The following is a 21,119-nucleotide window of genomic DNA, read 5'->3' as shown; positions in this document are numbered from 1 at the left end:
CGGTGGTTTGTAATCGTGAAGCACTCTTCACTTCTTGGCTTTGCCGTCCCCGCCCTCGTCCGTGGAGAGCACCGCGATGAAGGCCTCCTGGGGCACCTCGACGCTGCCGACCATCTTCATCCGCTTCTTGCCCTCCTTCTGCTTCTCCAGCAGCTTGCGCTTGCGGGAGATGTCGCCGCCGTAGCACTTGGCGAGCACGTCCTTGCGGATGGCGCGCACCGTCTCGCGGGCGATGACCCGGGAGCCGATGGCCGCCTGGATCGGTACTTCGAAGTTCTGCCGCGGGATCAGTTCCCGCAACTTGGCCACCAGCCGGACGCCGTAGGCGTACGCCTTGTCCTTGTGGGTGATCGCGGAGAACGCGTCGACCTTGTCGCCGTGCAGCAGGATGTCGACCTTCACCAGGTCGGCGCTCTGCTCGCCGGTGGGCTCGTAGTCCAGCGAGGCGTAGCCGCGGGTCTTGGACTTCAGCTGGTCGAAGAAGTCGAAGACGATCTCGGCCAGCGGGAGGGTGTAGCGGATCTCGACGCGGTCCTCGGACAGGTAGTCCATGCCCAGCAGCGAGCCGCGCCGGTTCTGGCACAACTCCATGATCGCGCCGATGAACTCGGTGGGCGCCAGCACGGTGGCGCGCACCACCGGTTCGTACACCTCGGCGAGCTTGCCCTCGGGGAACTCGCTGGGGTTGGTGACGACGTGCTCGGTGCCGTCCTCCATGATCACCCGGTAGACCACGTTGGGCGCGGTGGCGATCAGGTCGAGGCCGAACTCGCGCTCCAGGCGCTCCCGGATCACGTCCAGGTGCAGCAGGCCGAGGAAGCCGCAGCGGAAGCCGAAGCCCAGGGCCGCGGACGTCTCCGGCTCGTAGACCAGCGCCGCGTCGTTGAGCTGCAGCTTGTCCAGCGCCTCGCGCAGCTCCGGGTAGTCCGAGCCGTCCAGCGGGTACAGGCCGGAGAACACCATCGGCTTGGGGTCCTTGTAGCCGCCCAGCGGCTCGGTGGCGCCGGCCTGCTGGCTGGTGATGGTGTCACCGACCCTGGACTGCCGGACGTCCTTCACGCCGGTGATCAGGTAGCCGACCTCGCCGACGCCCAGGCCGTCGGCCGGGAGCATCTCGGGCGAGTTGGTGCCGATCTCCAGCAGCTCGTGGGTGGCGCCGGTGGACATCATCCGGATCCGCTCGCGCCGGTTGAGCTGGCCGTCGATGACCCGGACGTAGGTGACGACACCGCGGTAGGAGTCGTAGACCGAGTCGAAGATCATCGCGCGGGCGGGGGCGTCCTTGACGCCGACCGGGGCCGGCACGTCGCGCACCACCCGGTCCAGTAGCGCGTCCACGCCGACGCCGGTCTTCGCGGAGACCCGCAGCACGTCGTCCGGGTCGCAGCCGATGAGGTTGGCGAGCTCCTCGGCGAACTTCTCCGGCTGGGCGGCCGGCAGGTCGATCTTGTTCAGCACCGGGACGATGGTCAGGTCGTTCTCCATCGCCAGATAGAGGTTGGCCAGCGTCTGCGCCTCGATGCCCTGGGCCGCGTCCACCAGCAGGACGGTGCCCTCGCACGCGGCGAGCGAGCGGGACACCTCGTAGGTGAAGTCGACGTGGCCCGGGGTGTCGATCATGTTGAGGATATGGGTGCGGCCCGCCTCGTCCCCGGCGGTCGGAGCCCACGGCAACCGGACGGCCTGGGACTTGATCGTGATGCCCCGCTCCCGCTCGATGTCCATGCGGTCGAGGTATTGGGCGCGCATCTGCCGCTGGTCGACGACGCCGGTGAGCTGCAGCATCCGGTCGGCCAGCGTCGACTTGCCGTGGTCGATGTGGGCGATGATGCAGAAATTGCGGATCAGCGCCGGGTCGGTACGGCTCGGCTGCGGCACGTTGTGCGGCACATGGGAAGGGATCGCGGGCACGCAGGGTCCATTTTCTTGAGACACGTTACGTTGCTACCTGTACGTTGCTGTCCATAGTCCCATGAGCCGGGGCCTGCTCCGGTTTGGGAGCGATGACGGCCTGCTGGTAGCCTGGGCCGCTGCGTCTCGTGCCCTCTACCCGAGACGCTCACCGATCGGTAACCGGAGCATCTGCCGCACGGCAGACGAACCTGAGAAGGCTCTTTCGTGGCGAACATCAAGTCCCAGATCAAGCGCAACAAGACCAACGAGAAGGCGCGCCAGCGCAACAAGGCCGTCAAGTCCGAGCTGAAGACGGCGATCCGCCGTACCCGCGAGGCCGTGGCCGCCGGTGACGCGGAGAAGGCGAACGCTGCCGCCCGCTCCGCCGCCCGCAAGCTCGACAAGGCCGTGAGCAAGGGCGTCATCCACAAGAACCAGGCCGCCAACAAGAAGTCGGCGCTGGCCCAGTCGGTCTCCTCGATCGAGGGCTGATCATCCTCTGCACCTTGTGAACCAGCGGTCTGCGGCACCGCCGGAAACCGGAATCAGCGGCCCCTCTACCGCCCGGACCGGCATCGCCGGGATCGACCCACCGCACGCGGACGTTCGCCACGTGGCTGCGGCGGGGAGGACCACAGGAGCTTGAGCGAAGCACGTCACACCGCCCGCCCGGGATTCCCGGGCGGGCGGTGGTGTTTCTGCCGTGGTGGTGGCGGTCCCCGCGGCGGGGCCGGGGGCGGCTTCGCTAGCCGCGGGAGCGGGCGGCGCGGGCGATGGTGACGACCGCCTTCTCCAGGGCGTAGGCGGGATCGGCGCTGCCGCCCTTGACCGCGGCGTCCGCCTCGGCGACCGCGCGCAGCGCGACGGAGACCCCGTCCGCGCTCCAGGTGCGCATCTGCTGCCGGACGCGGTCGATCTTCCACGGCGGCATGCCGAGGTCGCGGGCGAGCTGCCCGGGATTGGCGCCGCGCGGGGCGGAGGCGAGCTTGCCGATGGCGCGCACGCCCGAGGCGAGCGCGAAGGTGATGCCGGGCAGCGGCTGGCCCACGGACAGCGCCCAGCGCAGCCGCTCCAACGCCTCGGCGGCGCGGCCGGTGACCGCCAGGTCCGCGACCTCGAAGCCGGTGGCCTCGGCCCGGCCGGTGTAGTAGCGGCCGACCACGGCGACGTCGATGGTGCCGTCGGTGTCGGCGACCAGCTGAGCGCAGGCGCCGGCCAGTTCCCGCAGATCGCTGCCGAGCGCGTCGACCAGTGCCTGCGCGGCCTCCGGTGTCACCGACCGGCCCAGGCCGCGGAACTCGGCGCGGACGAACGCCAGCCGGTCGGCGGGCTTGGTCATCTTCGGACAGGCGACCTCGCGGGCGCCGGCCTTGCGTGCCGCGTCCAGCAGCGCCTTGCCCTTGGCGCCGCCGGCGTGCAGCAGCACCAGGACGACCTCCTCGATGGGCGCCGCGACGTAGCCCTTGACCTCCTTGACGGTGTCCGCGGACAGGTCCTGGGCGTTCCTGACGACGATCACCTTGCGCTCGGCGAACAGCGACGGGCTGGTCAGCTCGGCGAGGGTGCCGGGCTGCAGGGCGTCGGAGGTCAGGTCGCGCACGTCGGTGTCCGGGTCGGCGGCGCGGGCGGCCACCACCACCTCGCGCACGGCGCGGTCGAGCAGCAGCTCCTCCTGGCCCACGGCGAGGGTGAGCGGAGCGAGGACGTCGTCGGGTGCGGTCTTCCTGGCCATCGCGGACCAGCATCCCATGCGCCGCCGACAACGCCGCCCGGGGACAATGCCGGGGTGAGCGCTGAGACCCATGTCCTCGTCCTGCCCGACCGCGACGCCGCGGAGGAGGTGGCCGAGCTGCTGGCCTCCCGCTACCCGCTGCCGGCCGAGCCGCGCCTGGTCCGGGACTCGCTCGCGGGCGAGGACGACGCGGAGGACGCCCAGTGGCTGGTCGTTGTCGAGGTCCCGGAGGGAGCGCTCGACACCGCGGAGCTGGACGCGGTGGCCGCGGACTTCGAGGGGTGGCTGGAGTAGCGCCGCCGGCACCGGGCCGTCCGGCCGGCGCGCGTCACGGCCTGGCGCCCTCGGGCTGGGCGTCCGCCTCGGGCTGCGCGTCCGCCTCGCGCTGGGCCGCCTCGGCGGCGGCGCCCGCACGGTCCGCCAGAACGGCCTTGTCCGGCAGCCGGCGCATCCTCGGCACCGGCGAGGGGAGCAGCCACAGCAGGCTCAGCGCGCCGCCGACGGTGGCGATCCACAAGGTGGGCCGCAGCCCGATCGCGGTGCCGAGCAGGCCGCCGAGCAGCGCACCGAGCGGCCGCATGCCGTAGTTCACCGTGCGGAACGCGCCCGAGACCCGGGACCGCAGCTCGTTGGGCACGACCGCGGCCTGGATCGAGCCGCTGCCGATGTCGAGCAGCATCAGCCCGAACCCGGACAGGAACTCCGAGGTGAAGAGCAGGGCGAGCACCGCCGCCTTGGGCCCGCCGGCCAGCGGCACCAGCACGAGCGGCGCGGGGAAGCCGAAGGTGCCGAGCACGACCGCCGGCCCTATGCCTATGCGGCGCACGATCCGCCCGGTCAGCACCGCGCCCAGGACCCCGCCCACCGCGCCGGCGCCGACCACCGCGCCCAGCGTGCCGGCGCTCAGCCCGAGCGCCTTGACGGCGTAGAGGACGACGAGGGTGTGGAAGATGAAGTTGAAGAAGTTCACCGTGGCCGCCGAGGCCACCAGGGCGCGCAGCACCGGATTGCGGCCGATGAAGCGCAGTCCGGCGGAGAAGTGGCCCTTCTCCGGCACCGCGGCGGGCGGCTCCTCGGGGGATATCCGGCTCAGCGTGGCGGCCGAGACCAGGTAGGAGAGGCCGTCGACGAGCAGCGCGACCGGCGCCGCGAGCACCTGCACGAGCAGCCCGCCCGCGCTCGGCCCGGCGACGAACGAGAACGCCCGGCTGCCGTTGCCCAGCGAGTTGCCCTCGACGTACTGCTCGGGCTTGACCAGCGAGACGAACAGCGTGGCGTTGCAGACGTCGAAGACCACCGCGAGCGTGCCGATCGCGAAGGCGACCGCGTAGAGCTGGAACAGGGTGAGCCCGCCGAAGGCGTACACGAGCGGGACCGACACCATCAGGGCGGCCCGCCCGAGATCGGCGGCGATCATGATCGATCGGCGGTCGCCCCGGCCGTCCGCCCAGGCACCGGCCGCCATTGAGAACAGCAGCGCGGGCATCAGCCCGGCCATGGACAGCCAGCCCATCTGCGCCGCGTCGGCGTGCAGCACGAGCACGGCGGCCAGCGGGAGCGCGAGGAAGGTGATCTCGTCGCCCAGGAACGACACGCTCTGCCCGGTCCAGTAGCGCCGGAACTGCCGGTCGTGCAGCAGAGCCGGGGCCCGGCGGGAGACGGCCCGCAGCGCGCCGGCCGCGCTCACCGGTCCTCCCCGGCGGGCGCCGGCGGGTCGGGATCGGGGGCGACGTAGGCGATCTGCAGGTACGGCACACGGCGGCTTCCCTCGGGCCGCAGCGACGGGTCGGTGCTGCGGTCGGCGTACTCGGCCACCAGGGCGTCGATCCGCTCCCCGAGGCCGGTCAGCTCCTCAGCGGTGAGGTACAGCGTCACGTCGGTGTAGCGCTCGGCCTCCTGCCACTCGCGAGGCAGCTGCCGGCGCATCTCCAGGGCCCGCGTCATCCGCGCGAACTGGTTCTCCGCGACGGCCAGCGTGAGCGCGTCGGCGGCCTCGGCGACCGCGGGATCCTCGGAGTAGCCGGGCCAGTTGGTGTACTGGGCGGTGGCCCGCCACGGCTTCTCCCGGCCCGGGCCGCCCGGATCGGCCTCCTCCACCAGCCCGTACTTGGCCAGGATCCGCAGGTGGTACGAGCAGCTCGCCACGGACTCGCCGGTGAGTTCCGCGGCCCGGGTCGCGGTGAGCGGCCCCTCGCGCCGCAGCAGCCCGGCCAGCGTCATCCGCGTCGGATGCGCGTACGCGCGCAGCGCGCGGGGATCGGTGAGCTCGACCTTCGCTTCCATGTGCTTCTCCTCCGGCATGTATCTAAAGGTATCTTTACAAAGAGATGCTTACAAGGGTTCCTATAGAAAGAAGTCTTTAGCCCCCCTTCCCGGTGACCGCGCGCAGGTCGCCGGGGCTGTCCCCGGCCACTGCCACCGGGCCGTCCGTGTCGGTGCGCAGCACCACCGCGCCCAGTGCCCGCAGCGTCGCGACGGTGCGGGGGCTCGGGTGGCCGTAGCTGTTGCCCGCGCCCACCGAGATCAGGGCCAGCCGCGGGCGGACCCGGGCGAACAGGGCCGGGTCCTGGTGCGCTGATCCGTGGTGCGCGACCTTGAGCACGCCCACCCGGGGCAGGTCCGGCACCTCCGCGAGCAACTCCTCCTGCGCGGACGGCTCCAGGTCGCCCATCAGCAGCAGCGTCAGTCCCCCGGTGCGGACCAGCAGCGCCACGCTGGCGTCGTTCGGGTTGTCGTCCGGCAGTTCGTCGGGCGCCGGCGGCGGCCACAGCACCCGCCACTCCACCGGCCCGACCCGCCGCTCCTCCCCCACCTGAGCCCGCAACTCCGGTACGTGGGCGGCCGCCGCCTCTTTGCGCACCTGCGCGGCCGCCCCGGCAGGCGCGTCCAGCACGCTCGTCTCGATCGCCCCCACCCGCCGGCCCCGCAGCACCCCGGGCAGGCCGTCCACGTGGTCGGCGTGGAAGTGGGTCAGGATCAGCAGCGGGATCGTGGTCACCCGCAGCGCACGCAGGCAGCGGTCGGCCGGCGCCGGGTCGGGTCCGGTGTCCACGACGACCGCGCTGCCGGGACCGGTGGCGAGGGCCAGGGCGTCCCCCTGGCCGACGTCGCACATCGCGAACCGCCAGCCCGCCGGCGGCCACGCCCCCTCCGGCCGCGGCATCGGCAGCGGCACCGGGCGCAGCAGCGCGAACAGCAGCAGGAGCACGCACGCCGTGCACAGCCACGGGCGGCGCAGCAACGGGCGGCCGCATCCCACCGCGGCGACCGTGACCAGCACGAGCAGCAGGCCCCCCGCCGGTCCGCCCGGCCACCCGACCTGCGCACCGGGCAGGGCTGCGGCGTGCCGCGCGACCGCCGCGATCCACCCGGCCGGCCAGCCCGCGAGCCAGGCCAGGGCGCCGGCCGCCGACGGCACGAACGGGTGCACCGCCAGCGTGGCGAAACCGAGCACGGTGGCGGCGCCGACGGCCGGCTCCGCGAGCAGGTTGCACGGTACGCCGACCAGGCTGACGGGCGACGTCAGCAGCACCAGCACCGGACCGCACACCGCCTGCGCGGCACCCGCCGCCGCGAGACCCGCCGCGAGGTGCGGCGGCACCCCGTGCGCGATCAGCGCGGTCGTCCATCCCGGCGCCAACGTCAGCAGCGAGCCGGCGGCCAGCACGGACAGGACGAACCCGTAGGACCGGGCCATAGCAGAGCATACACCCTTGCACCAACCCTGACCAGCGGGTTTAGAGGACGAACGTCCCCATGCCCTGCTCGCTGCGCGTCAGCCCCTCGGCCCGGACAGCCTCCATGGCCCGTTGCGCGGTGCTGTTGGCCACGTCGAATTCGTCAGCGAGTTGCACAACACTGGGGACCTTGGCGCCGGACGCGTACTCGCCTTCGCGAATCCGCCGGATGATCTCGGCGGCAATCTGAGGCCACATGGCCCGAGTCCGATCGATGTCCATGGGCACACTTCAGCGCACTGCCGCATACCGCGCATCCGGAGTACGCTTCGGTGTACCGGGGTATACCGACCCTGGACAGCAAGACGCCCCCTGGACACCGCGCGAACGGCGAACCAAGGGGCTTGATCGACTGGATTGGAGTCGACCCATGAGCGACACTACCGCCCGGCTGCTTCCGTGGTCATCAGCGGAAGGCAAGCCCACATACCTCGTAACGGGTCAAGAGGGTGACAGTCCCCTGTCCCGCATTGCTGATCAGGTGGAAGCGGACCTGACTGCCAACGCTGAACACGTGCTCAACCTGTCAGGGCGTCCCGAAATGGCTGACGCCGATCTGTTTGAAATGCGCTTCGTGGTCCGCCAACTCAGGGCAAGCCTTCGTGACGTGCTGACTATCTCCGAATCCCGGGGGCAGCGGCTGAGCGGCTGACACCCCCAGAAATGCAACGAGCCCCGTACCGCCAAGTAGGCAGTACGGGGCTTAGTGCATCTAGGCTGCGAGTACAGCCCGGATGCGTTGGGCGCGCTGCTGGCCAACACGCAACTCCGTTTGGAGTGCACGCAGCGTCGGAATCCTGCCCGCATCTCGCTGCATCTGGCGTGCAGTTGCAATCAGCGGGTCTGCATCCGGCGCGGACTGCGTCCCTGTGGGCTCCGTAGGCGGCTCTACAGCGGGTGGAGCCTCCGGGACTATCTCCGGGGCGTCCGCAGCCTCCTGAGGGGCACTCAGGGGTGTTGGTGCGGCCCCCAGGGACTTGACGCGCCATAGAACCAGCGGGGCGATAGCCGAAACCGCAATAGTCAGCGGGGCGGATGCGGGCAACGCACCGGATGCAACCAGATGCGCCGCTGCATTGGTGGCGATCAACGCAACTACAACGGCGGGTACATCGCGCTTCACGGCGAATGCGCGGAGTGCGTACACATCCAGTGCACCCGGGACGCATCCGGCGACGATTGCACCGAAGCCAGAGGCACGGGCTAACCCATACTCGGCGGATGCGGTTGCAACCAGCGCAGCGACAAGCGCGAGTGCGCCTAGCCAGTCTCGCGATCTCAAATATTCCTCCTAAGTAAGTGGACCGGCACTCAACCCCGCTGGGAGGAAGGGCAGCAAGGGAGCGCCGATCCGTCCTACCCGTGATCAGCGGGCAGGGGCCCTAGTGAGACTTGAGCCAGGAAACAGCGGACGAAGCAGAAGCAGCGACCGCGTACAAGTCAGCGTCGAGTGAGTACGCGAATGGGACCGTTACGGTGGCGCCAGCGGCCACCCGAATACCCTGCTTCGGGACCACACCAGGACCGCCCAGGTACACATCATCGGTCCCCTGGTTGGTCACGACGATTCCGGCAGAGGGGGCGCTGACAGTGCACAGCACCGCAGCAGTGGTGGTTACGGTTGCCGCTCCATTGATAAATGCGCTCATCTAAAGCGTCCTAACTACTCGTTGTTTACGGGCAATCCCGCCAGCAGACGAACGGCCCGTTCCTGGTCGATATGCGGGGACTCGGCCTTGCCGGCGGCTACTTCAGCGAGAAGGCGAAGCTCCGCCGCTGACAAGTGGTCACCGTGGAACAGCGGGGCAACCCCGAACATGGGCAGTTGCGCATAGCGCTCCGCGAAATGGCCATATGGGCGGATCTCCCGCCACCAGGACTCCGTACGCGTCAGAAGATCGGCATTCCGTTGTGTGCCTCGCGCCTTAGCCATTCTTAGCCCCTCCAATGAGCCTGTACGGACCCCGGGTCCCCGTTCGTACATACTTCGGTGCGGCGTCTTCATCGAGTTCCGGCAGGGCAAGCGCGCTTACCAGCCGTGCGAACGCGATGGACATCTGGCGGGACTCGACTACAGCGGGGTTGACCTTGCGTTCGAGCATCACGCCGCGCTCTTCAATGTCGGCGGCCAGTGCGTCAAGCGTGTCGGCGCAACGGCAGACTTCCAGCAGCAAACGCAGCTCATGCGGTGCTAGTTCGTAGTCTTCGGTCACTCGCTGCCAGATGCCCCGGGCGCTCTCACCGAGGCGCGAAACCTGTTCGTCGTAGCTCTCGGTAGCCATTTCAGCGGCCAACCTCACTTTTCGTTCGTTTCACGGGTTAGTTTTCGTGCACAGCCACGGGGCCTGGATCTAGAACGCCCATGCGCCGGAAGATTGCACTACCCCGGGGTATGCACGCTGCGTCACCGAGATAGCCAGCGGGAATGCGGGCGGTAGCTGTGGCTAAACAGTCCGATCACGCTTCCTGCTGTTGCAGCTCAGACAGAGAACTTGCAAGTTCTCCCTGTCGTCGGTACCACCAGCAGTGCGCGGAACAATGTGGTCAACACTCAGCCGCTCCGCTGTGTGCGCCTCTCGCTCGAACCCCGGACACCATTGCCCGTGTATCGCCACGTGCTCAGCAATGAGCCTCGCACGCAAGTGCTGCCACGCATAGCCGTAGCCACGCGCTGTGGTCTTGCCTCGCCGCTGGCTCCGCTGTCTCTCGGCAATAGCCGTGCAGTTGTCGCAGCGAGACGGATTACGAGTGAGCCGGGCACAACCCAAGCAAGGACGTTGACGCCTGTTAGACATACGTACTGCCTCTCTGGCGGCCACGGTGGGCAGCGAGGCTGTGAAACCTACTGCGGCCCACCGTGACTACTACAGGCGTCAGCCCTTAGATAACCTGGTCCAGGCCCGTGCCGCTGATAACCGAGATCGACTCGGGATACCGGGCAGGCTGGAAGGCGGCATAGTTGTAGCAGCGGACGAACGTCGAAAGCTGGCTGGCATAGGTCTGCTGAAAGGCTTCGAGCCGAACGTGGGACTCCCACAGTTCCAGGTCATCGGTGTTGCAAACGATGATCCGGTCCTCATTCGTGCCCGCCCCGGCATTCACCGGGATAGTCGCATCGAGGTAGATGTCAAGACCGAGAATGGACCCCACCGGACCCTGTGCATTGAGCTGACCGAGAACACCAGCGGCATTGGTCGGGCCATTCACGCTGGGCACGATAACCGGGCGACCACCGGTGTCCTGCTGTGCGAGCATCCAGACAAAGCGTCGCGGGTGCATAAAGATCGCGCTGGGCGCTTCGAACCGAGAGGTCATGATCTTGCCCGCAGCGGAGGCAATCGCCGTGTAGAGCGAATTGGTGCCGGTAAGCGCAGTGCCCGTCCACGCAACACTGTTCGTCCCGCTGAGCGTCAGCACACCCATCGGGTTTCCACCAGTGCCCGAACCGCTCCACAGCAGGGTATTGAGCTGCTTCGCGTAGTCGGCAGAAAGATCCCCCAGGATGAGGGCATCCACATTGATCGGAGACTGCTCAACGAGCTGAAGGGACAGAACCTGCCCGCCAGCGACCGTGACGACCGGGGCGGACACTGAGGTAGTCGTCATGTCCTGGACATTGATCGCGGTGTTCTGGGTTCCCTGAATGGCAACGGCCGTGCCCTGATTCACCTTCGGGATGTTGATGGTGTCGGTACCGGGCGGAAGGTCGTCGGCGCCAATCAGATCAGCGAATACACGACGCGGACGCGCCTTCGCAATCCACTGGTCAGTGGCCCACAGTGGAGGAACAAACTCGCCGCCGGCTCCATCGGTAGTGGAAATGGCCCGCTTCTCGCTGACACCAGCCGCACGGGCATCGTCGGCGGCAATCTGATTGTTCCGCCGGAGCGCCTCAATTGCCTCCGGGTTGTTCTTTGTGGCCAGACCGACATCACGCAGCCAGCTACGCCGCTGATCCGGTCGGTAAATGGCCTCATCACGGGTGACGACAGCGCGGGGAGTGTATCCGGTCATGTTGTTCCTTACTTCGGTGTTGTCTGCGATAGCCGCACGGCGCAGCCTCGCGATTTGGTCGTCATACGCCTTTACATCGTCTTCGGCCCTGCGCTGTTCGCTTGCCTCAGCGGGAGTGTGACGCCGACGTTCGCGTATTGCGGTTTCGGCCAGCCGGACGACTACGTCGGACGCATCCCGGCGGAATTGCTTAAGTTCCTCAATCGTGTAGCTCACTGAGACACAAACCATCCCTTCGGGGGCGCGTACTTTCGCTGAAGCTCCGCAGCAGCCACATCGGCGGAAATCTCCGCCTCAAGCTCACTGATTCGGTCCTCAAGGGCTAGCGCAAGCTCTGTTGCACGGCGCCAACTACGCTCTTCCGCTGAATCGAGCTTGCGGACAGCGCGGAGTGAGGTGAATTCATCGATCTCTGCGCGGGCAGCGTCGAGACGGGGCACAAGATCATTGATGATGTCTCGCTTACTCAACGTCGCTCCCACTTTCCAGCGGCATGGACGGCAGCCCGGGCGGAATTGCCGGTGTTCGCACGCGGGGCAACCTCAGCGGCCACCGCACGGGCCTCCGTCTCGTTGCAATACCCTCGGTCAACCAGTAGTTCGACCAGGGTCTCTACCTGCTCATCAGTCATTGGCGCTTCGCGCCTCCTTTCGCTGCTCGGTGTAGTTGCGGCTACGCTCAAGGCCAAACCGCCGCAGCTCAGCCCCAGCGCCAACCAGCGCAGTGATATAGGGCAACAGGGGGTGTGGCTGACCATCGGGCATAGGTCCGTCGCGCTCAACGAGCGTCAGCATTTCCTTGACGAGAGAATCGACCCGCTTATTCAGTCGTGGCGGTACCTCGGGCGCATTGGGGTCGGGATAGGTGCGCTGAACGCGCACATCATTGGGTGTAGGCACGGCTAGTGCCGCCCTTTCTGTGGGTGGGGGCAACCGCCATTTTTGGCGTTTGCTTCGGTCGCAGCGCCAGGCCGCTAATGTGTCCGCTGTCGTCCACGGTGAAGCCTGCGGCGGCTATGTACGCCTCAATTACTGCCGATTGCGGCACGGAACCGTGGTTAGCCCTACACCAGCCCCGGCACACGTTTAGGACTGTGGGCAGCGGGGCGCCCCGGCCTTTCTCGCTGCGGGTGGTCCGATTAGAGAACCAGTCGTGAACCAGATCGACATCGTCTGGGTGATGGGGAATTGGTCTAGTCCTTTCCTCGCTTTGCCCGAATTCGCTCCCGGTCGGCGCGCCGCTTGGCATCTCGCTGGCATTCAGCGGAGCACGACCAGCCCCATTTCCTGCGTTGAGATGCAAAGCGCCAGCGGGTGTAGTTTTGGCCACAGTTCCGGCAGTTGCGCACCATCACGTGCAATGGCCCATGGCGCTCAAGTCGGCCATTCGGGCCGTCGTAGAGGACTTCGTCCGCAGACGCGTAGCGCTCCAACATCGCTGTAATGGCGCTAGCCCGTTGCGCCTCGGTGTAGTTGCTCACCACGGGCTGAATGCCAAGCGGCCCGACAATGTCGGCGGAACGCCCCGGCTTCGTCCCCGGGTTATCCATCGGATCGGGGTAGAACCCTCGCAACCGGTAGCCGCCGGGAATTCTGGCGTAGCGCTCACGGTCAACAGCGGGATCAAGGCCGTAGGTTCGGTCAGCGGCAAGGGGCGATGCTGGAATGGCTGCTCCACGGACGCTGAAGCCGTCAGCGCCGCAAAACTGCGTCAGTTCGGCAAGGACATCCATCATCGCTGCCCCCGACGCTCACGCCACGAGGTATGGCCGCATCGCTTGCCGCAGAAATGGCGCTTTCGGCCACGCAGCTTTCGCTCAAGAGCGCTGCCACAAATGGTGCACCGGTCTGGATCGGAATAGCGGATCCGGGGCTCTTGGGTACCAAGCCGGCGGGCACGGGCGTAGAAGCGAAGAGATTCCATGTGGTAAAGCTCTTCGGCCGTCCAGCGGGCACGGGCCGCTTCAATCGCCTCACGCGTTGCCGCCCCACAATCAAAGCGGGAGTGGCAAGAGCGGCACAAGGCTGTGTAGTGCCTAGGGTCGGTGCTATACGGACCGTCTTTGCCCCGCTGCTCGTTCGGGTCGCGGTGGTCATAGGCCCAGTCGGAGGCGGTCGCGTAGCAGTGTGTACATGCGTGCTCTGTGGCTGGCCCGTAAAGCTGGCGGACAGCGGCATGGGCAGCTTGATATGACATGGGTTGGAGCCCTTTCGGAAAACGAAAAAGGGCCGCACCGACCGAGCGAGCGTTGCAGTACCCAAGGGGCTCCAGTCCTGGGTACTACTCTGCTCAAGCTCGGCCGATGCGGCCCAATGCGCGTAGGCGGGTTGCCCCGCGCAAGAATGGTGATCATCAGCGCCATGGTTTGGAGCCCGGCGCCGGACGTGCCAGCGGGTTAACCCCCGCCACTAACTTCAGTAAGTGCGACATGCGCCCCTCACCCAGCGAATAGGGTTGGGCGCTGTTACTTCTGTACTTACAGTGGGGTGGGCGCTGTCCGTCGCTGTACTGCCCCTAGCGCCCGTCGCTCATCACCCCTCCGATTCACCTTGAGGTGGGCGCTCGACAGGTTCCATTCCGCTGTCGCGCTGGCACGGAAAGTAGCGAATGTGGCCCAGGTCACGTGATCGCGTAGCCCATTTTTGGCATACATTGGCGCGGCCACGGACCGAAAACCCCGTCTGACCTGGGACAATTCCCGTGTGTCAAAAATGTTGACACTGCCCCTTAGCGCTTACACGTATAAGAGCAATGGGTAAGTGTCAGAAAATTTGTCACACCTGCCCGCCGCGCACTGCCGCTGAGGGGCGAACGCCCTGTGTGCCCGCCTGAGCGCCTGTGGTGCCCGCGCTGACACCCCAGGCATCGGGACTAGGGTCCAAGCCCCGCAGAGGCCCGTACAGGGGCTCCGCCCATGCAAAAGGGGACCAGCGGTGTGCCCGCCGATCCCCTTCGCTGTAGCGTGTAGCGCCTAGGGCCGGAAGTACATAGCGAACTGTCGCTTCGCCCGCGCTCGCTCGTTCTGTACGGTCCGAACCCTGGTACCCATCCGCTGGGCGATTTCTTCATCGCTGAGGGGAGCGTTCCCGCCCAGTCCATAGGCCAGGATGAGGATTTTGCGCTTGGATGGGCCGAGGTTCAGCAGCGTTCTCTTGACCTGCTCGATTGCATGTTGATTTTCGGGCGTTTCCCGGTGGGCGCCCATCGGAAGAACGTCGTACAGCGTCGATTCCCTTTCGCCGAACGGCGTATCAAGGCTTGTGGTCCAGCGCCAAGCCTCCCGGGCGTCCTCTGCGGCATTACGCGACAGTCGCTTTTCGCCGAACACGTCCTTACGCTGCGAAAGCTCGAAAGCTGCGTCTACGTCCCCTTCGCTTTGGGCCAGCGCCCGGCTGAAGATGTGGGCGACGCCGATTCCGACCCCCCGGGCGTTGAGCCGGCTTGTCCGAACAGCGGAATCAATGATGATTCCCAGGTAGGCGGCGCACGGTGCGGGTTCCTCGCTGCGCAGTACGCCAATTGACTCCCATACGGCTACGCGGGCCTCTTGCGCCAGATCGGGGGCGTCGGGGCCGAACTTCCGCACTGCCCGCTGAATGCGAGGCTCCATCTCAGCGAGAAGGGCGTTAGCGTTACCGCTCTTTGCGTCGCTGATCATCTCGGGCGTGATCATTCCTCCCCCTCCACGTCGGCCCAGTTGATGTCACAGCGCGCGAAACCGTCGAACTTGGCGCCCCTGTGCGGAGCCTTTGTCACGTAGACGACATCAACCGCCAGGCCGAAGAGGTCACGCTTCAACGCGTCGTCTGAGTTCTCCCAGAAGTCGGGCGCGCGATCTTCCAGCAGAAACGTAATGTCGATGGTCTGCGGGGACAGCGCAGATAGCCGCTCTTCTGCCGCTGTAAGGCGTGTCTCTGCCTGCTCTTTGGCGGGTAGCCGATACTTGGCGCTCCGTCCGGTGTAAAAGCCTGCCCGATCGTCTGCGTGGAACGCTTCTAGCGCCTTCTCGGCGGCTTTCAACGCTGCACGTGCCTCCGCCACTTCGGCAGTCTCGGCAGGCCGTGTGAGTGCTGTCCAGCGTTCCGCGACGACGGCCATCAACGGGTCTTCTGGGTCGGCGTTGCCCACTTTCGCTAGCCAACGGTGGGACAAATACCGCTCAAGGGCTTCCCTGCTGGCAATTGCCGGGCTGTCACACACCCCGCCGTGCGTGTGCGTCTGACAGGTGTAGGACTTCCCAACGACGGTCATGGTGCGCTTACACGAGACACAGCGAAGCCGCCCCGTAAGCCAGTGAGTTGCGCGCCCCGGTCGCGGAGCGTTTTCGATGATCTGGTGTCCGCTGAGAACCCGCCGTGCGCGCTCCGCTAGTTCAGCGGGAATCATCTGTGGCAACACGTCGTCCTCAACGCAGCGAACGAAGTTCCCGCGATCGTCTGTGACGCGAACTGCGACTCTGCCGACTGGAGAAGCCGTCATATACCCCTCGTACACGGGGTGGATAATGATGAGGCGGATTGCGTCAGCGCGCCAGTCTTTCCCGGTCGCGCTCTTTTTTCCCTCGCTGTTGAGTTGCCGGGCAAGTGCGCGTGCAGCGAGACCACCAGCCACAGCGGCGAAGATTCGACAGACAACGTCCCACGGCGAGTAGTCCTTTCCCTTGACGCGAACTGTGTCGGGTGCGAGCTTGCGCGTCTTCGGGTCCGCTGTGAGCCCAAACGGCGGACGCCCAAGCCAACGTCCCTCGCTGCGCTGCCTCGACTTCGTCACGTTGATGTTGTGGCTGAGCCGCTGGGAGAACTCTCGCGCATCTTCGGCCCGCTGAATGATCCAGCGCCTATCGCGCTCATTCGCGCTGTCTAGTCCTTCGTAGTCGAAGACGACACGGGCGCGCCCAAGAATCGGCCCGATAGCTTCGATCCCCTTGCGGGTGAATCGGTCGAGAGCGAAGCACCACAGCGCGGGAACTTCTCCGTCGAGAACTGCCTTCATCGCGGCGTCGTACTTCGGCCGTTCGATGTCGCTGTACGCGCTGAGGTTTTCGCGCCAGACCTTGCGCACCGTGTAGCCGTTTTCGTCGGCCCAGCGGCGTCCGCGATCCTCTTGGGCACGCAGCGATAGCGCGTGCTCTCCTTCGCGAACCACCTTGCTCTTGCGGACCAACAGGTCAACTTCTGGACTGCCCATGCGACCCTCCTACCAGGGAAGATACCCCGTTGCCAGGGTGTCGGTTGTGCTATGTCCGGTTCGTGGAGCACCAGCAGCAGGACGGCCGTCGCCAGCGCGGGCAGCAGCGAGCGGCGCCGGCCCGTGCCGATGGCCAGCAGCGTGATCAGGCCGCACACCGCGGACCGCAGCACGCTCGGACTCGGCCGGCACACCAGCACGAAGGCCACCGTCAGGGCGCCTCCCGCCCACGCCGTCCAGCGCAACGGGATCCCCAACTTCGCTGCTGCGCCACGGCGTTCGGCCCGGATCGCGAGACCAGGCGGGCCGATGAGCAGGCACAGCACGATCGTCAGGTTCGCGCCCGACACGGCCGTCAGGTGCGACAGGTCCGTGGCCTTGAACGCGGCCGTCAGGTCCGCGGGGATCGCCGAGGTGTCGCCGACCACCAGCCCCGGGAGCAGCGCCCGGGCGTCCGCGGGCAGCGGCGCGGCGGCCTCGCGCAGCCCGGCGCGCAGCGCGGCGGCGGTCCGCTGCGGCATGCTCGCGCCGGTGACGACGCGGGGTGGGCCCAGCGCGCGCAGCACATCCGGTGGGGCGAGCCGGGCCGTGAGCCTCACCCGCGTCGACGGGATCAGCCGCAGCCACTGCTCGGCGGAGGCGCCGGCCATCACCACCACCGGTGTGCGGACGCGGGTGACCCCGGTCCCTCGGGCGGTGTCACCCGCGTCCGCGCCGGGTGCGGCCACCTCCTCGGCGACGGCCGGGACGACCACCGTGCCCGGTGCGGCGCGCGCCCGGAACGGGTCGCCGGTCACCCGCAACGTCACCTCGGCGGTGGCTCTGGCCTTCGCCAGCCCGGGGATCGGGCCGCGGTGGAGGTCGGCGGCGGCCAGCACCGTGCTCGCCACGGCTGCTGCCGCGCACAGGGCGGAGGCGACGGCGGCCAGCGCCAGTCCGGGCCTGCGACGGACCAGACCCAGCCCCAGGAAGATCGCCAGCGCGGCAGCGACCACCCCGAGGGCCCGGCCGGGGCCCGTCGACGGGGTGAGGGCGGCGGCCGCCCAGGCCGCCAGGGCGGGGCCGACCATGCGGAGGTCGGGCGGGCCCTCCTGACGCGGGTCCGCCGCACCCAGCGGCGAGGCGGCTTTCGCGTGGACCGCGGCTCGGTCGCTCGGCGCTGACCTCCGCAAAAGGGTTGCCGTTCCGCCGGGGTCCCCGGCGAGTGCGCGGGCTTCGCCGTGACGGGACGACCTGCCGTCCTGGCTGGGCGCGGGCCTGCTGGGCCCAGCCCTGTCCAAGTGAGGCGACCCCGGCGGGGGCTCCCCCGCACCTGCCCCGATTTCGCCGTGGCGGGACGACCCACCGTTCTGGCCGGGCGCGCAGTTCCCCACGCCCCTGGTGGGGGCCGCCCCGTCCTGAGCCCGCGAGCCGCCAGTGGGCACCCCCGCGCCTGCCCAAGATTCACCGTGCCGGGACGACCCGCCATCGTGGCCGGGCGCGCCGTTCCCCGCGCCCCTGCGGGGTGCGGCCCCGTCCGGAGTCCGCGAGCCGCCAGTGGGCTCCCCCGCGCCTGCCCCGCGTTCGCCATCGTGGCTGGGCGGCGCGCCGTTCCCGGCGCCCCTGGTGCGGGCCGCCCCGGCCGGAGTCCGCGAGCCGCGGGTGGGCTCCCCCGCGCCTGCCCCGCCTCCGCCGTCGCGGGACGACCCGCCGTGGGGGCCGGGGCTCCCCGAGGGCTCGGGCTCCGGCTGAGTGCCTAACGCACCCACGGCCGGCCGGGGCGCGCCGTAAGGGGGAGTCATGGGTGGACCAGGGGCTGGAGGGTGGTGAATTTGCGGGGGCCGATGCCGGGGATCTGGTGGAGCTGCTGGAGGGAGGTGAAGCCGCCGTGCTGGGTGCGGAAGTCGATGATGTGCTGGGCGAGGACGGGGCCCACGCCTGGGAGGGCGTCGAGTTGGGCGGGGGTGGCGGAGTTGAGGCTGAGCGGGGTGGCGGCGGCGGCCGGGTCACCGGGGGCGGCGGCTGCGGCGGGAGCGGGGATGCCGACCAGGATCTGCTCGCCGTCGGTGAGGGGGCGGGCCAGGTTGAGCGTGGTGGTGTCCGCGCCGGGCAGCGGCCCGCCCGCGGCGGTGAGGGCGTCCGCGACGCGTGAGCCCTTGGGCAGCAGCCGCAGGCCCGGCTTGGCGACCTTGCCGGCGACGTCGACGGTGAGCTGGGGTGGCGCGGCCGGCCGGGGCGTGGCAAGCCGGGGCAGGGCCGCTGTCGGAGCGGGCGGGGGGACCCGCACGGCGTGCGGCCGGCCCGCCCAGTAGTGCTGGACGGCGAGGCCGACGGCGACCACCAGCACCACCGCCAGCGCCACCACGGTCCTGAACTCCAGCCCGCACCGCACGAACAGCCATGCCCGCAGCCGGCCGACCGGCCCCTCCCCGAACACCGGCACCCCGGGCAGCGGTTCGGCCAACCGCGGCTCTGCCGGCCCAGGTTCGGCCCGCCCTGGTTCGGCCCGCGCGAACCCGGCATACTCGCCCCCGGCCGGGCCGGGTGGCCCCTCCCCCGCGAGCCGCGGCCGCCCGAACAGCGCGGCCGCGCGCTCCCGCGTCAGTGCGGCGCGGTCCAGCCCCTGCCGATGCCCTGAAGTCGTCCTGTCACGCCGGTCGATGACGCTCTGTCCGTTCATGCACCCGATGCTGGACCGGACCACGAACCAAAGATGATCTTGGTTGTTTTCTGTGGACAACCAGCCACTTGTGGAAAACTCCGGCACTCGTGTGGGTGACGGCCACCGCCCCGGCCCCTGAGACCGGCCGCCGGGCCGCCCGCACAGCCCCTAGTGCGGCGAGACCACGACCCCGAGCAGCCCCGGCCCGGCGTGCGCGCCGATCACCGCGCCCACCTCGCTGACCACCAGCCCGTCCAGCCCCGGCACCCGCTCGCGCAGCCGGTCCGCGAGCACCGCCGCGCGGTCCGCGGCGGCCAGGTGGTGCACGGCCAGCGCGACGCGGCGGGTGCCGGCCCGCTCGACCACGATCTCCTCCAGGCGGCTGATCGCCTTCGAGGCGGTCCGCACCTTCTCCAGCAGCCCGATGCGGCCGTCGGCCAGCCGCAGCAGCGGCTTCACGGCGAGCGCGGATCCCAGCAGCGCCTGGGCCGCGCCGATCCGTCCGCCGCGCCGCAGGTAGTCGAGGGTGTCCACGTAGAAGTAGGCGGAGGTGTCGGCGGCGCGCTTCTCGGCCGCGGCCACCACCTCGTCGGGGGTCGCACCGCCCTCCGCCGCCCCGGCCGCGGCCAGCACGGTGTACCCGAGGGCCATCGCGACCATGCCGGTGTCGACCACCTGCACCGGCACCGGTGCGTCCTTGGCGGCCACCCGCGCCGCGTCGTACGTCCCGGAGAAGTCGGCGGACAGGTGCAGCGAGACGATCGCGTCGGCGCCGGAGGCGGCGGCCGCCGCGTACGCCGCCGCGAACTCGGCGGGCGCCGGGCGGGAGGTCGTGACGGGTTCGCGCCGCTGAAGGGCCCGCGCCACGGCCGGCGCGGAGATCTCGGTGCCCTCCTCGAAGGCCTCGTCGCCGATCACCACGGTGAGCGGGACCACCGCGATGCCGTACCTCGTGAGGGCCTCCTGGCCCAGATACGCGGTGGAGTCCGTGACGATGGCGACGTGCGGGGGCATGCCCGGAGATTACCGGGGCACAGGACGCGAGGACAGTTGGGCTCCGCTACGCAGCGCAAGCGGCGTGCGGCAGTGCCCTCTCCAGGGGCTCCCCGTCCGGGCGTTCGCCACGGAGCGGTTCCGCTCCGTCACGCCGCGCGCCAGGCGAACCGTTTCTGCGCCGCGTCCGCCGCACCGCGCCCCGCCACACGGCATCCTCCTGGCCCGCACGACCCAGCGGCCCGCACCCCGGCAGGCCCGCACCCCGCAGGGTCCCTCACTCCCCCGACGTGCCCAGCCGGGGCTGCCCCCACCGGTCCGGCTTCTCCGGCTTCTCCTCCGCCTTCTCCCAGTGGCGCAGGGCGCCGGCCTCCGTGGCGATGTCGCGGCCGAGGGCGGCCAGGTCGTCGTCGGCGAAGTGGCGGGCGCGGTCCTGGGCGGCCCACCGCAGGGTGTCCGCGGAGTGGGTGATCCGATGGGTGCGTTCGGCGAGCTGCGGGAGGCGTTCGGCGATCCGGCCGCGGTCGGGTTCGCGCTCCAGCGACTTGAGTTCGGCGTCCAGCTCGCGGGCGTGGCCGTCCAGGCGGGCGAGTAGGGCCGCTGCCTCGGAGAGCGAGGCGTCGGCGGCGCGGCCGGACTCCAAAGCGCGGTAGGTGCTGTCGAGGGAGGTGCGCAGCTCCAGCCGGAGCCGGGCAAGCTCCCCGCCGGTGCCGGGCACGGTGTAGCGGCGGGCTCTGATCCGGTTGTCCTCGACGACCCTCCGGGCCTGGGCGGTGCCCTTGACGACCTGGCGCTTGACCGCACGCACAGTGCGGACCGTCGCCACGGTCGCCAGCGTCGCGAAGATCAGAAAGAACAGGAAGGCGATGATCCCTACGGTCTCCACCGGTCGCTCCTCCCATCCAGCGTGCCGCGGCACGCC

The 21,119-nt window shown here is 68.9% G+C and carries 18 protein-coding genes and 2 pseudogenes; 3 read left to right on the top strand and 17 right to left on the bottom strand.

Features of this window, described 5'->3' with window-relative positions:
* Positions 1 to 27: 27 nt before the first annotated feature.
* Complete coding sequence (gene lepA / locus ACH4TG_RS00740; RefSeq protein ID WP_398239389.1) at positions 28 to 1,911, bottom strand: translation elongation factor 4; 1,884 nt, start codon at positions 1,909 to 1,911, stop codon at positions 28 to 30.
* Between the two features lie 207 nt (positions 1,912 to 2,118).
* On the opposite strand from lepA, the gene rpsT reads away from it, so the two are divergent.
* The gene (gene rpsT, locus ACH4TG_RS00735) at positions 2,119 to 2,385 is read left to right on the top strand and encodes a 30S ribosomal protein S20 (RefSeq protein WP_398239387.1); all 267 of its coding nucleotides are present in this window, start codon (positions 2,119 to 2,121) and stop codon (positions 2,383 to 2,385) included.
* A gap of 253 nt (positions 2,386 to 2,638) precedes the next feature.
* On the opposite strand, the gene holA is transcribed toward rpsT, so the two are convergent.
* Positions 2,639 to 3,625 (bottom strand): DNA polymerase III subunit delta, encoded by a 987-nt coding sequence (gene holA / locus ACH4TG_RS00730; protein ID WP_398239385.1) that lies wholly within the window; start codon positions 3,623 to 3,625, stop codon positions 2,639 to 2,641.
* A gap of 54 nt (positions 3,626 to 3,679) precedes the next feature.
* On the opposite strand from holA, the gene ACH4TG_RS00725 reads away from it, so the two are divergent.
* Positions 3,680 to 3,919 (top strand): hypothetical protein, encoded by a 240-nt coding sequence (locus ACH4TG_RS00725; protein WP_398239383.1) that lies wholly within the window; start codon positions 3,680 to 3,682, stop codon positions 3,917 to 3,919.
* A gap of 34 nt (positions 3,920 to 3,953) precedes the next feature.
* On the opposite strand, the gene ACH4TG_RS00720 is transcribed toward ACH4TG_RS00725, so the two are convergent.
* The 4 genes and pseudogenes from ACH4TG_RS00720 to ACH4TG_RS00705 all read right to left on the bottom strand — a co-directional run bounded on the left by ACH4TG_RS00720 (position 3,954) and on the right by ACH4TG_RS00705 (position 7,584).
* Positions 3,954 to 5,312 carry an MFS transporter gene (locus ACH4TG_RS00720; RefSeq protein ID WP_398239381.1) on the bottom strand — a complete coding sequence of 453 codons (1,359 nt, stop codon included), beginning with the start codon at positions 5,310 to 5,312 and terminating at the stop codon, positions 3,954 to 3,956.
* On the bottom strand, positions 5,309 to 5,926 hold the full coding sequence (locus ACH4TG_RS00715; protein ID WP_398239380.1) for a helix-turn-helix domain-containing protein: 618 nt from the start codon (positions 5,924 to 5,926) through the stop codon (positions 5,309 to 5,311). Before ACH4TG_RS00715 ends, ACH4TG_RS00720 begins: the two co-directional genes overlap by 4 nt.
* A gap of 58 nt (positions 5,927 to 5,984) precedes the next feature.
* Positions 5,985 to 7,322 (bottom strand): annotated as a pseudogene (locus tag ACH4TG_RS00710) (ComEC/Rec2 family competence protein); the annotation flags it as partial.
* 40 nt (positions 7,323 to 7,362) lie between these two features.
* Positions 7,363 to 7,584, bottom strand: a complete 222-nt coding sequence (locus ACH4TG_RS00705; RefSeq protein ID WP_398239379.1) for a GntR family transcriptional regulator — start codon at positions 7,582 to 7,584, stop codon at positions 7,363 to 7,365.
* A gap of 148 nt (positions 7,585 to 7,732) precedes the next feature.
* Here ACH4TG_RS00705 and ACH4TG_RS00700 point away from each other — a divergent pair, with 148 nt between their 5' ends.
* Positions 7,733 to 8,014, top strand: coding sequence for a hypothetical protein (locus ACH4TG_RS00700; RefSeq protein ID WP_398239378.1), 282 nt, complete (start codon positions 7,733 to 7,735; stop codon positions 8,012 to 8,014).
* A gap of 1,273 nt (positions 8,015 to 9,287) precedes the next feature.
* Here the strand turns inward: ACH4TG_RS00700 and ACH4TG_RS00695 are convergent.
* The 11 genes and pseudogenes from ACH4TG_RS00695 to ACH4TG_RS00645 form a co-directional block, all read right to left on the bottom strand.
* Positions 9,288 to 9,644 (bottom strand): hypothetical protein, encoded by a 357-nt coding sequence (locus ACH4TG_RS00695; RefSeq protein ID WP_398239377.1) that lies wholly within the window; start codon positions 9,642 to 9,644, stop codon positions 9,288 to 9,290.
* A 162-nt stretch (positions 9,645 to 9,806) separates the two neighbouring features.
* Positions 9,807 to 10,157: an HNH endonuclease gene (locus ACH4TG_RS00690; protein ID WP_398240433.1), complete on the bottom strand. Its 351-nt coding sequence runs from the start codon at positions 10,155 to 10,157 to the stop codon at positions 9,807 to 9,809.
* Positions 10,158 to 10,242: 85 nt separating this feature from the next.
* Positions 10,243 to 11,592, bottom strand: a complete 1,350-nt coding sequence (locus ACH4TG_RS00685) for a phage major capsid protein (protein ID WP_398239376.1) — start codon at positions 11,590 to 11,592, stop codon at positions 10,243 to 10,245.
* Between the two features lie 407 nt (positions 11,593 to 11,999).
* Positions 12,000 to 12,257 carry a hypothetical protein gene (locus tag ACH4TG_RS00680; protein ID WP_398239375.1) on the bottom strand — a complete coding sequence of 86 codons (258 nt, stop codon included), beginning with the start codon at positions 12,255 to 12,257 and terminating at the stop codon, positions 12,000 to 12,002.
* Between the two features lie 311 nt (positions 12,258 to 12,568).
* Positions 12,569 to 13,111 carry a hypothetical protein gene (locus tag ACH4TG_RS00675; protein WP_398239373.1) on the bottom strand — a complete coding sequence of 181 codons (543 nt, stop codon included), beginning with the start codon at positions 13,109 to 13,111 and terminating at the stop codon, positions 12,569 to 12,571.
* Positions 13,112 to 14,347: 1,236 nt separating this feature from the next.
* A complete protein-coding gene (locus ACH4TG_RS00670) occupies positions 14,348 to 15,049 on the bottom strand; it encodes a hypothetical protein (protein ID WP_398239371.1) in 702 nt (233 codons plus the stop codon).
* Positions 15,046 to 16,563 (bottom strand): recombinase family protein, encoded by a 1,518-nt coding sequence (locus ACH4TG_RS00665; protein ID WP_398239369.1) that lies wholly within the window; start codon positions 16,561 to 16,563, stop codon positions 15,046 to 15,048. Before ACH4TG_RS00665 ends, ACH4TG_RS00670 begins: the two co-directional genes overlap by 4 nt.
* 65 nt (positions 16,564 to 16,628) lie before the next feature.
* Positions 16,629 to 17,084, bottom strand: a pseudogene (locus ACH4TG_RS00660) (ComEC/Rec2 family competence protein); the annotation flags it as partial.
* A gap of 1,256 nt (positions 17,085 to 18,340) precedes the next feature.
* On the bottom strand, positions 18,341 to 19,222 hold the full coding sequence (locus tag ACH4TG_RS00655; RefSeq protein WP_398239368.1) for a helix-hairpin-helix domain-containing protein: 882 nt from the start codon (positions 19,220 to 19,222) through the stop codon (positions 18,341 to 18,343).
* A 150-nt stretch (positions 19,223 to 19,372) separates the two neighbouring features.
* Positions 19,373 to 20,218, bottom strand: a complete 846-nt coding sequence (locus ACH4TG_RS00650) for a DegV family protein (protein WP_398239366.1) — start codon at positions 20,216 to 20,218, stop codon at positions 19,373 to 19,375.
* Positions 20,219 to 20,474: 256 nt separating this feature from the next.
* The gene (locus ACH4TG_RS00645; protein ID WP_398239365.1) at positions 20,475 to 21,083 is read right to left on the bottom strand and encodes a hypothetical protein; all 609 of its coding nucleotides are present in this window, start codon (positions 21,081 to 21,083) and stop codon (positions 20,475 to 20,477) included.
* Between the last annotated feature and the right edge of the window lie 36 nt (positions 21,084 to 21,119).

The sequence above is a fragment of the Streptomyces sp. NPDC020917 genome (assembly GCF_044333795.1).
Taxonomy (GTDB): Bacteria; Actinomycetota; Actinomycetes; order Streptomycetales; family Streptomycetaceae; genus Actinacidiphila.
The sequence above is the reverse complement of the archived record's forward strand: the minus strand, read 5'-3'. Positions and strand labels throughout refer to the sequence as shown.

Bases quoted from the DNA above. Each gene is read 5' to 3' on its own strand.
- holA (WP_398239385.1), bottom strand. From the start codon at position 3,625: ATGGCCAGGAAGACCGCACCCGACGACGTCCTCGCTCCGCTCACCCTC.
- ACH4TG_RS00715 (WP_398239380.1), bottom strand. From the start codon at position 5,926: ATGCCGGAGGAGAAGCACATGGAAGCGAAGGTCGAGCTCACCGATCCC.
- ACH4TG_RS00705 (WP_398239379.1), bottom strand. From the start codon at position 7,584: ATGGACATCGATCGGACTCGGGCCATGTGGCCTCAGATTGCCGCCGAG.
- ACH4TG_RS00700 (WP_398239378.1), top strand. From the start codon at position 7,733: ATGAGCGACACTACCGCCCGGCTGCTTCCGTGGTCATCAGCGGAAGGC.
- ACH4TG_RS00695 (WP_398239377.1), bottom strand. From the start codon at position 9,644: ATGGCTACCGAGAGCTACGACGAACAGGTTTCGCGCCTCGGTGAGAGC.
- ACH4TG_RS00690 (WP_398240433.1), bottom strand. From the start codon at position 10,157: ATGTCTAACAGGCGTCAACGTCCTTGCTTGGGTTGTGCCCGGCTCACT.
- ACH4TG_RS00675 (WP_398239373.1), bottom strand. From the start codon at position 13,111: ATGATGGATGTCCTTGCCGAACTGACGCAGTTTTGCGGCGCTGACGGC.
- ACH4TG_RS00670 (WP_398239371.1), bottom strand. From the start codon at position 15,049: ATGATCACGCCCGAGATGATCAGCGACGCAAAGAGCGGTAACGCTAAC.
- ACH4TG_RS00665 (WP_398239369.1), bottom strand. From the start codon at position 16,563: ATGGGCAGTCCAGAAGTTGACCTGTTGGTCCGCAAGAGCAAGGTGGTT.
- ACH4TG_RS00655 (WP_398239368.1), bottom strand. From the start codon at position 19,222: ATGAACGGACAGAGCGTCATCGACCGGCGTGACAGGACGACTTCAGGG.
- ACH4TG_RS00650 (WP_398239366.1), bottom strand. From the start codon at position 20,218: ATGCCCCCGCACGTCGCCATCGTCACGGACTCCACCGCGTATCTGGGC.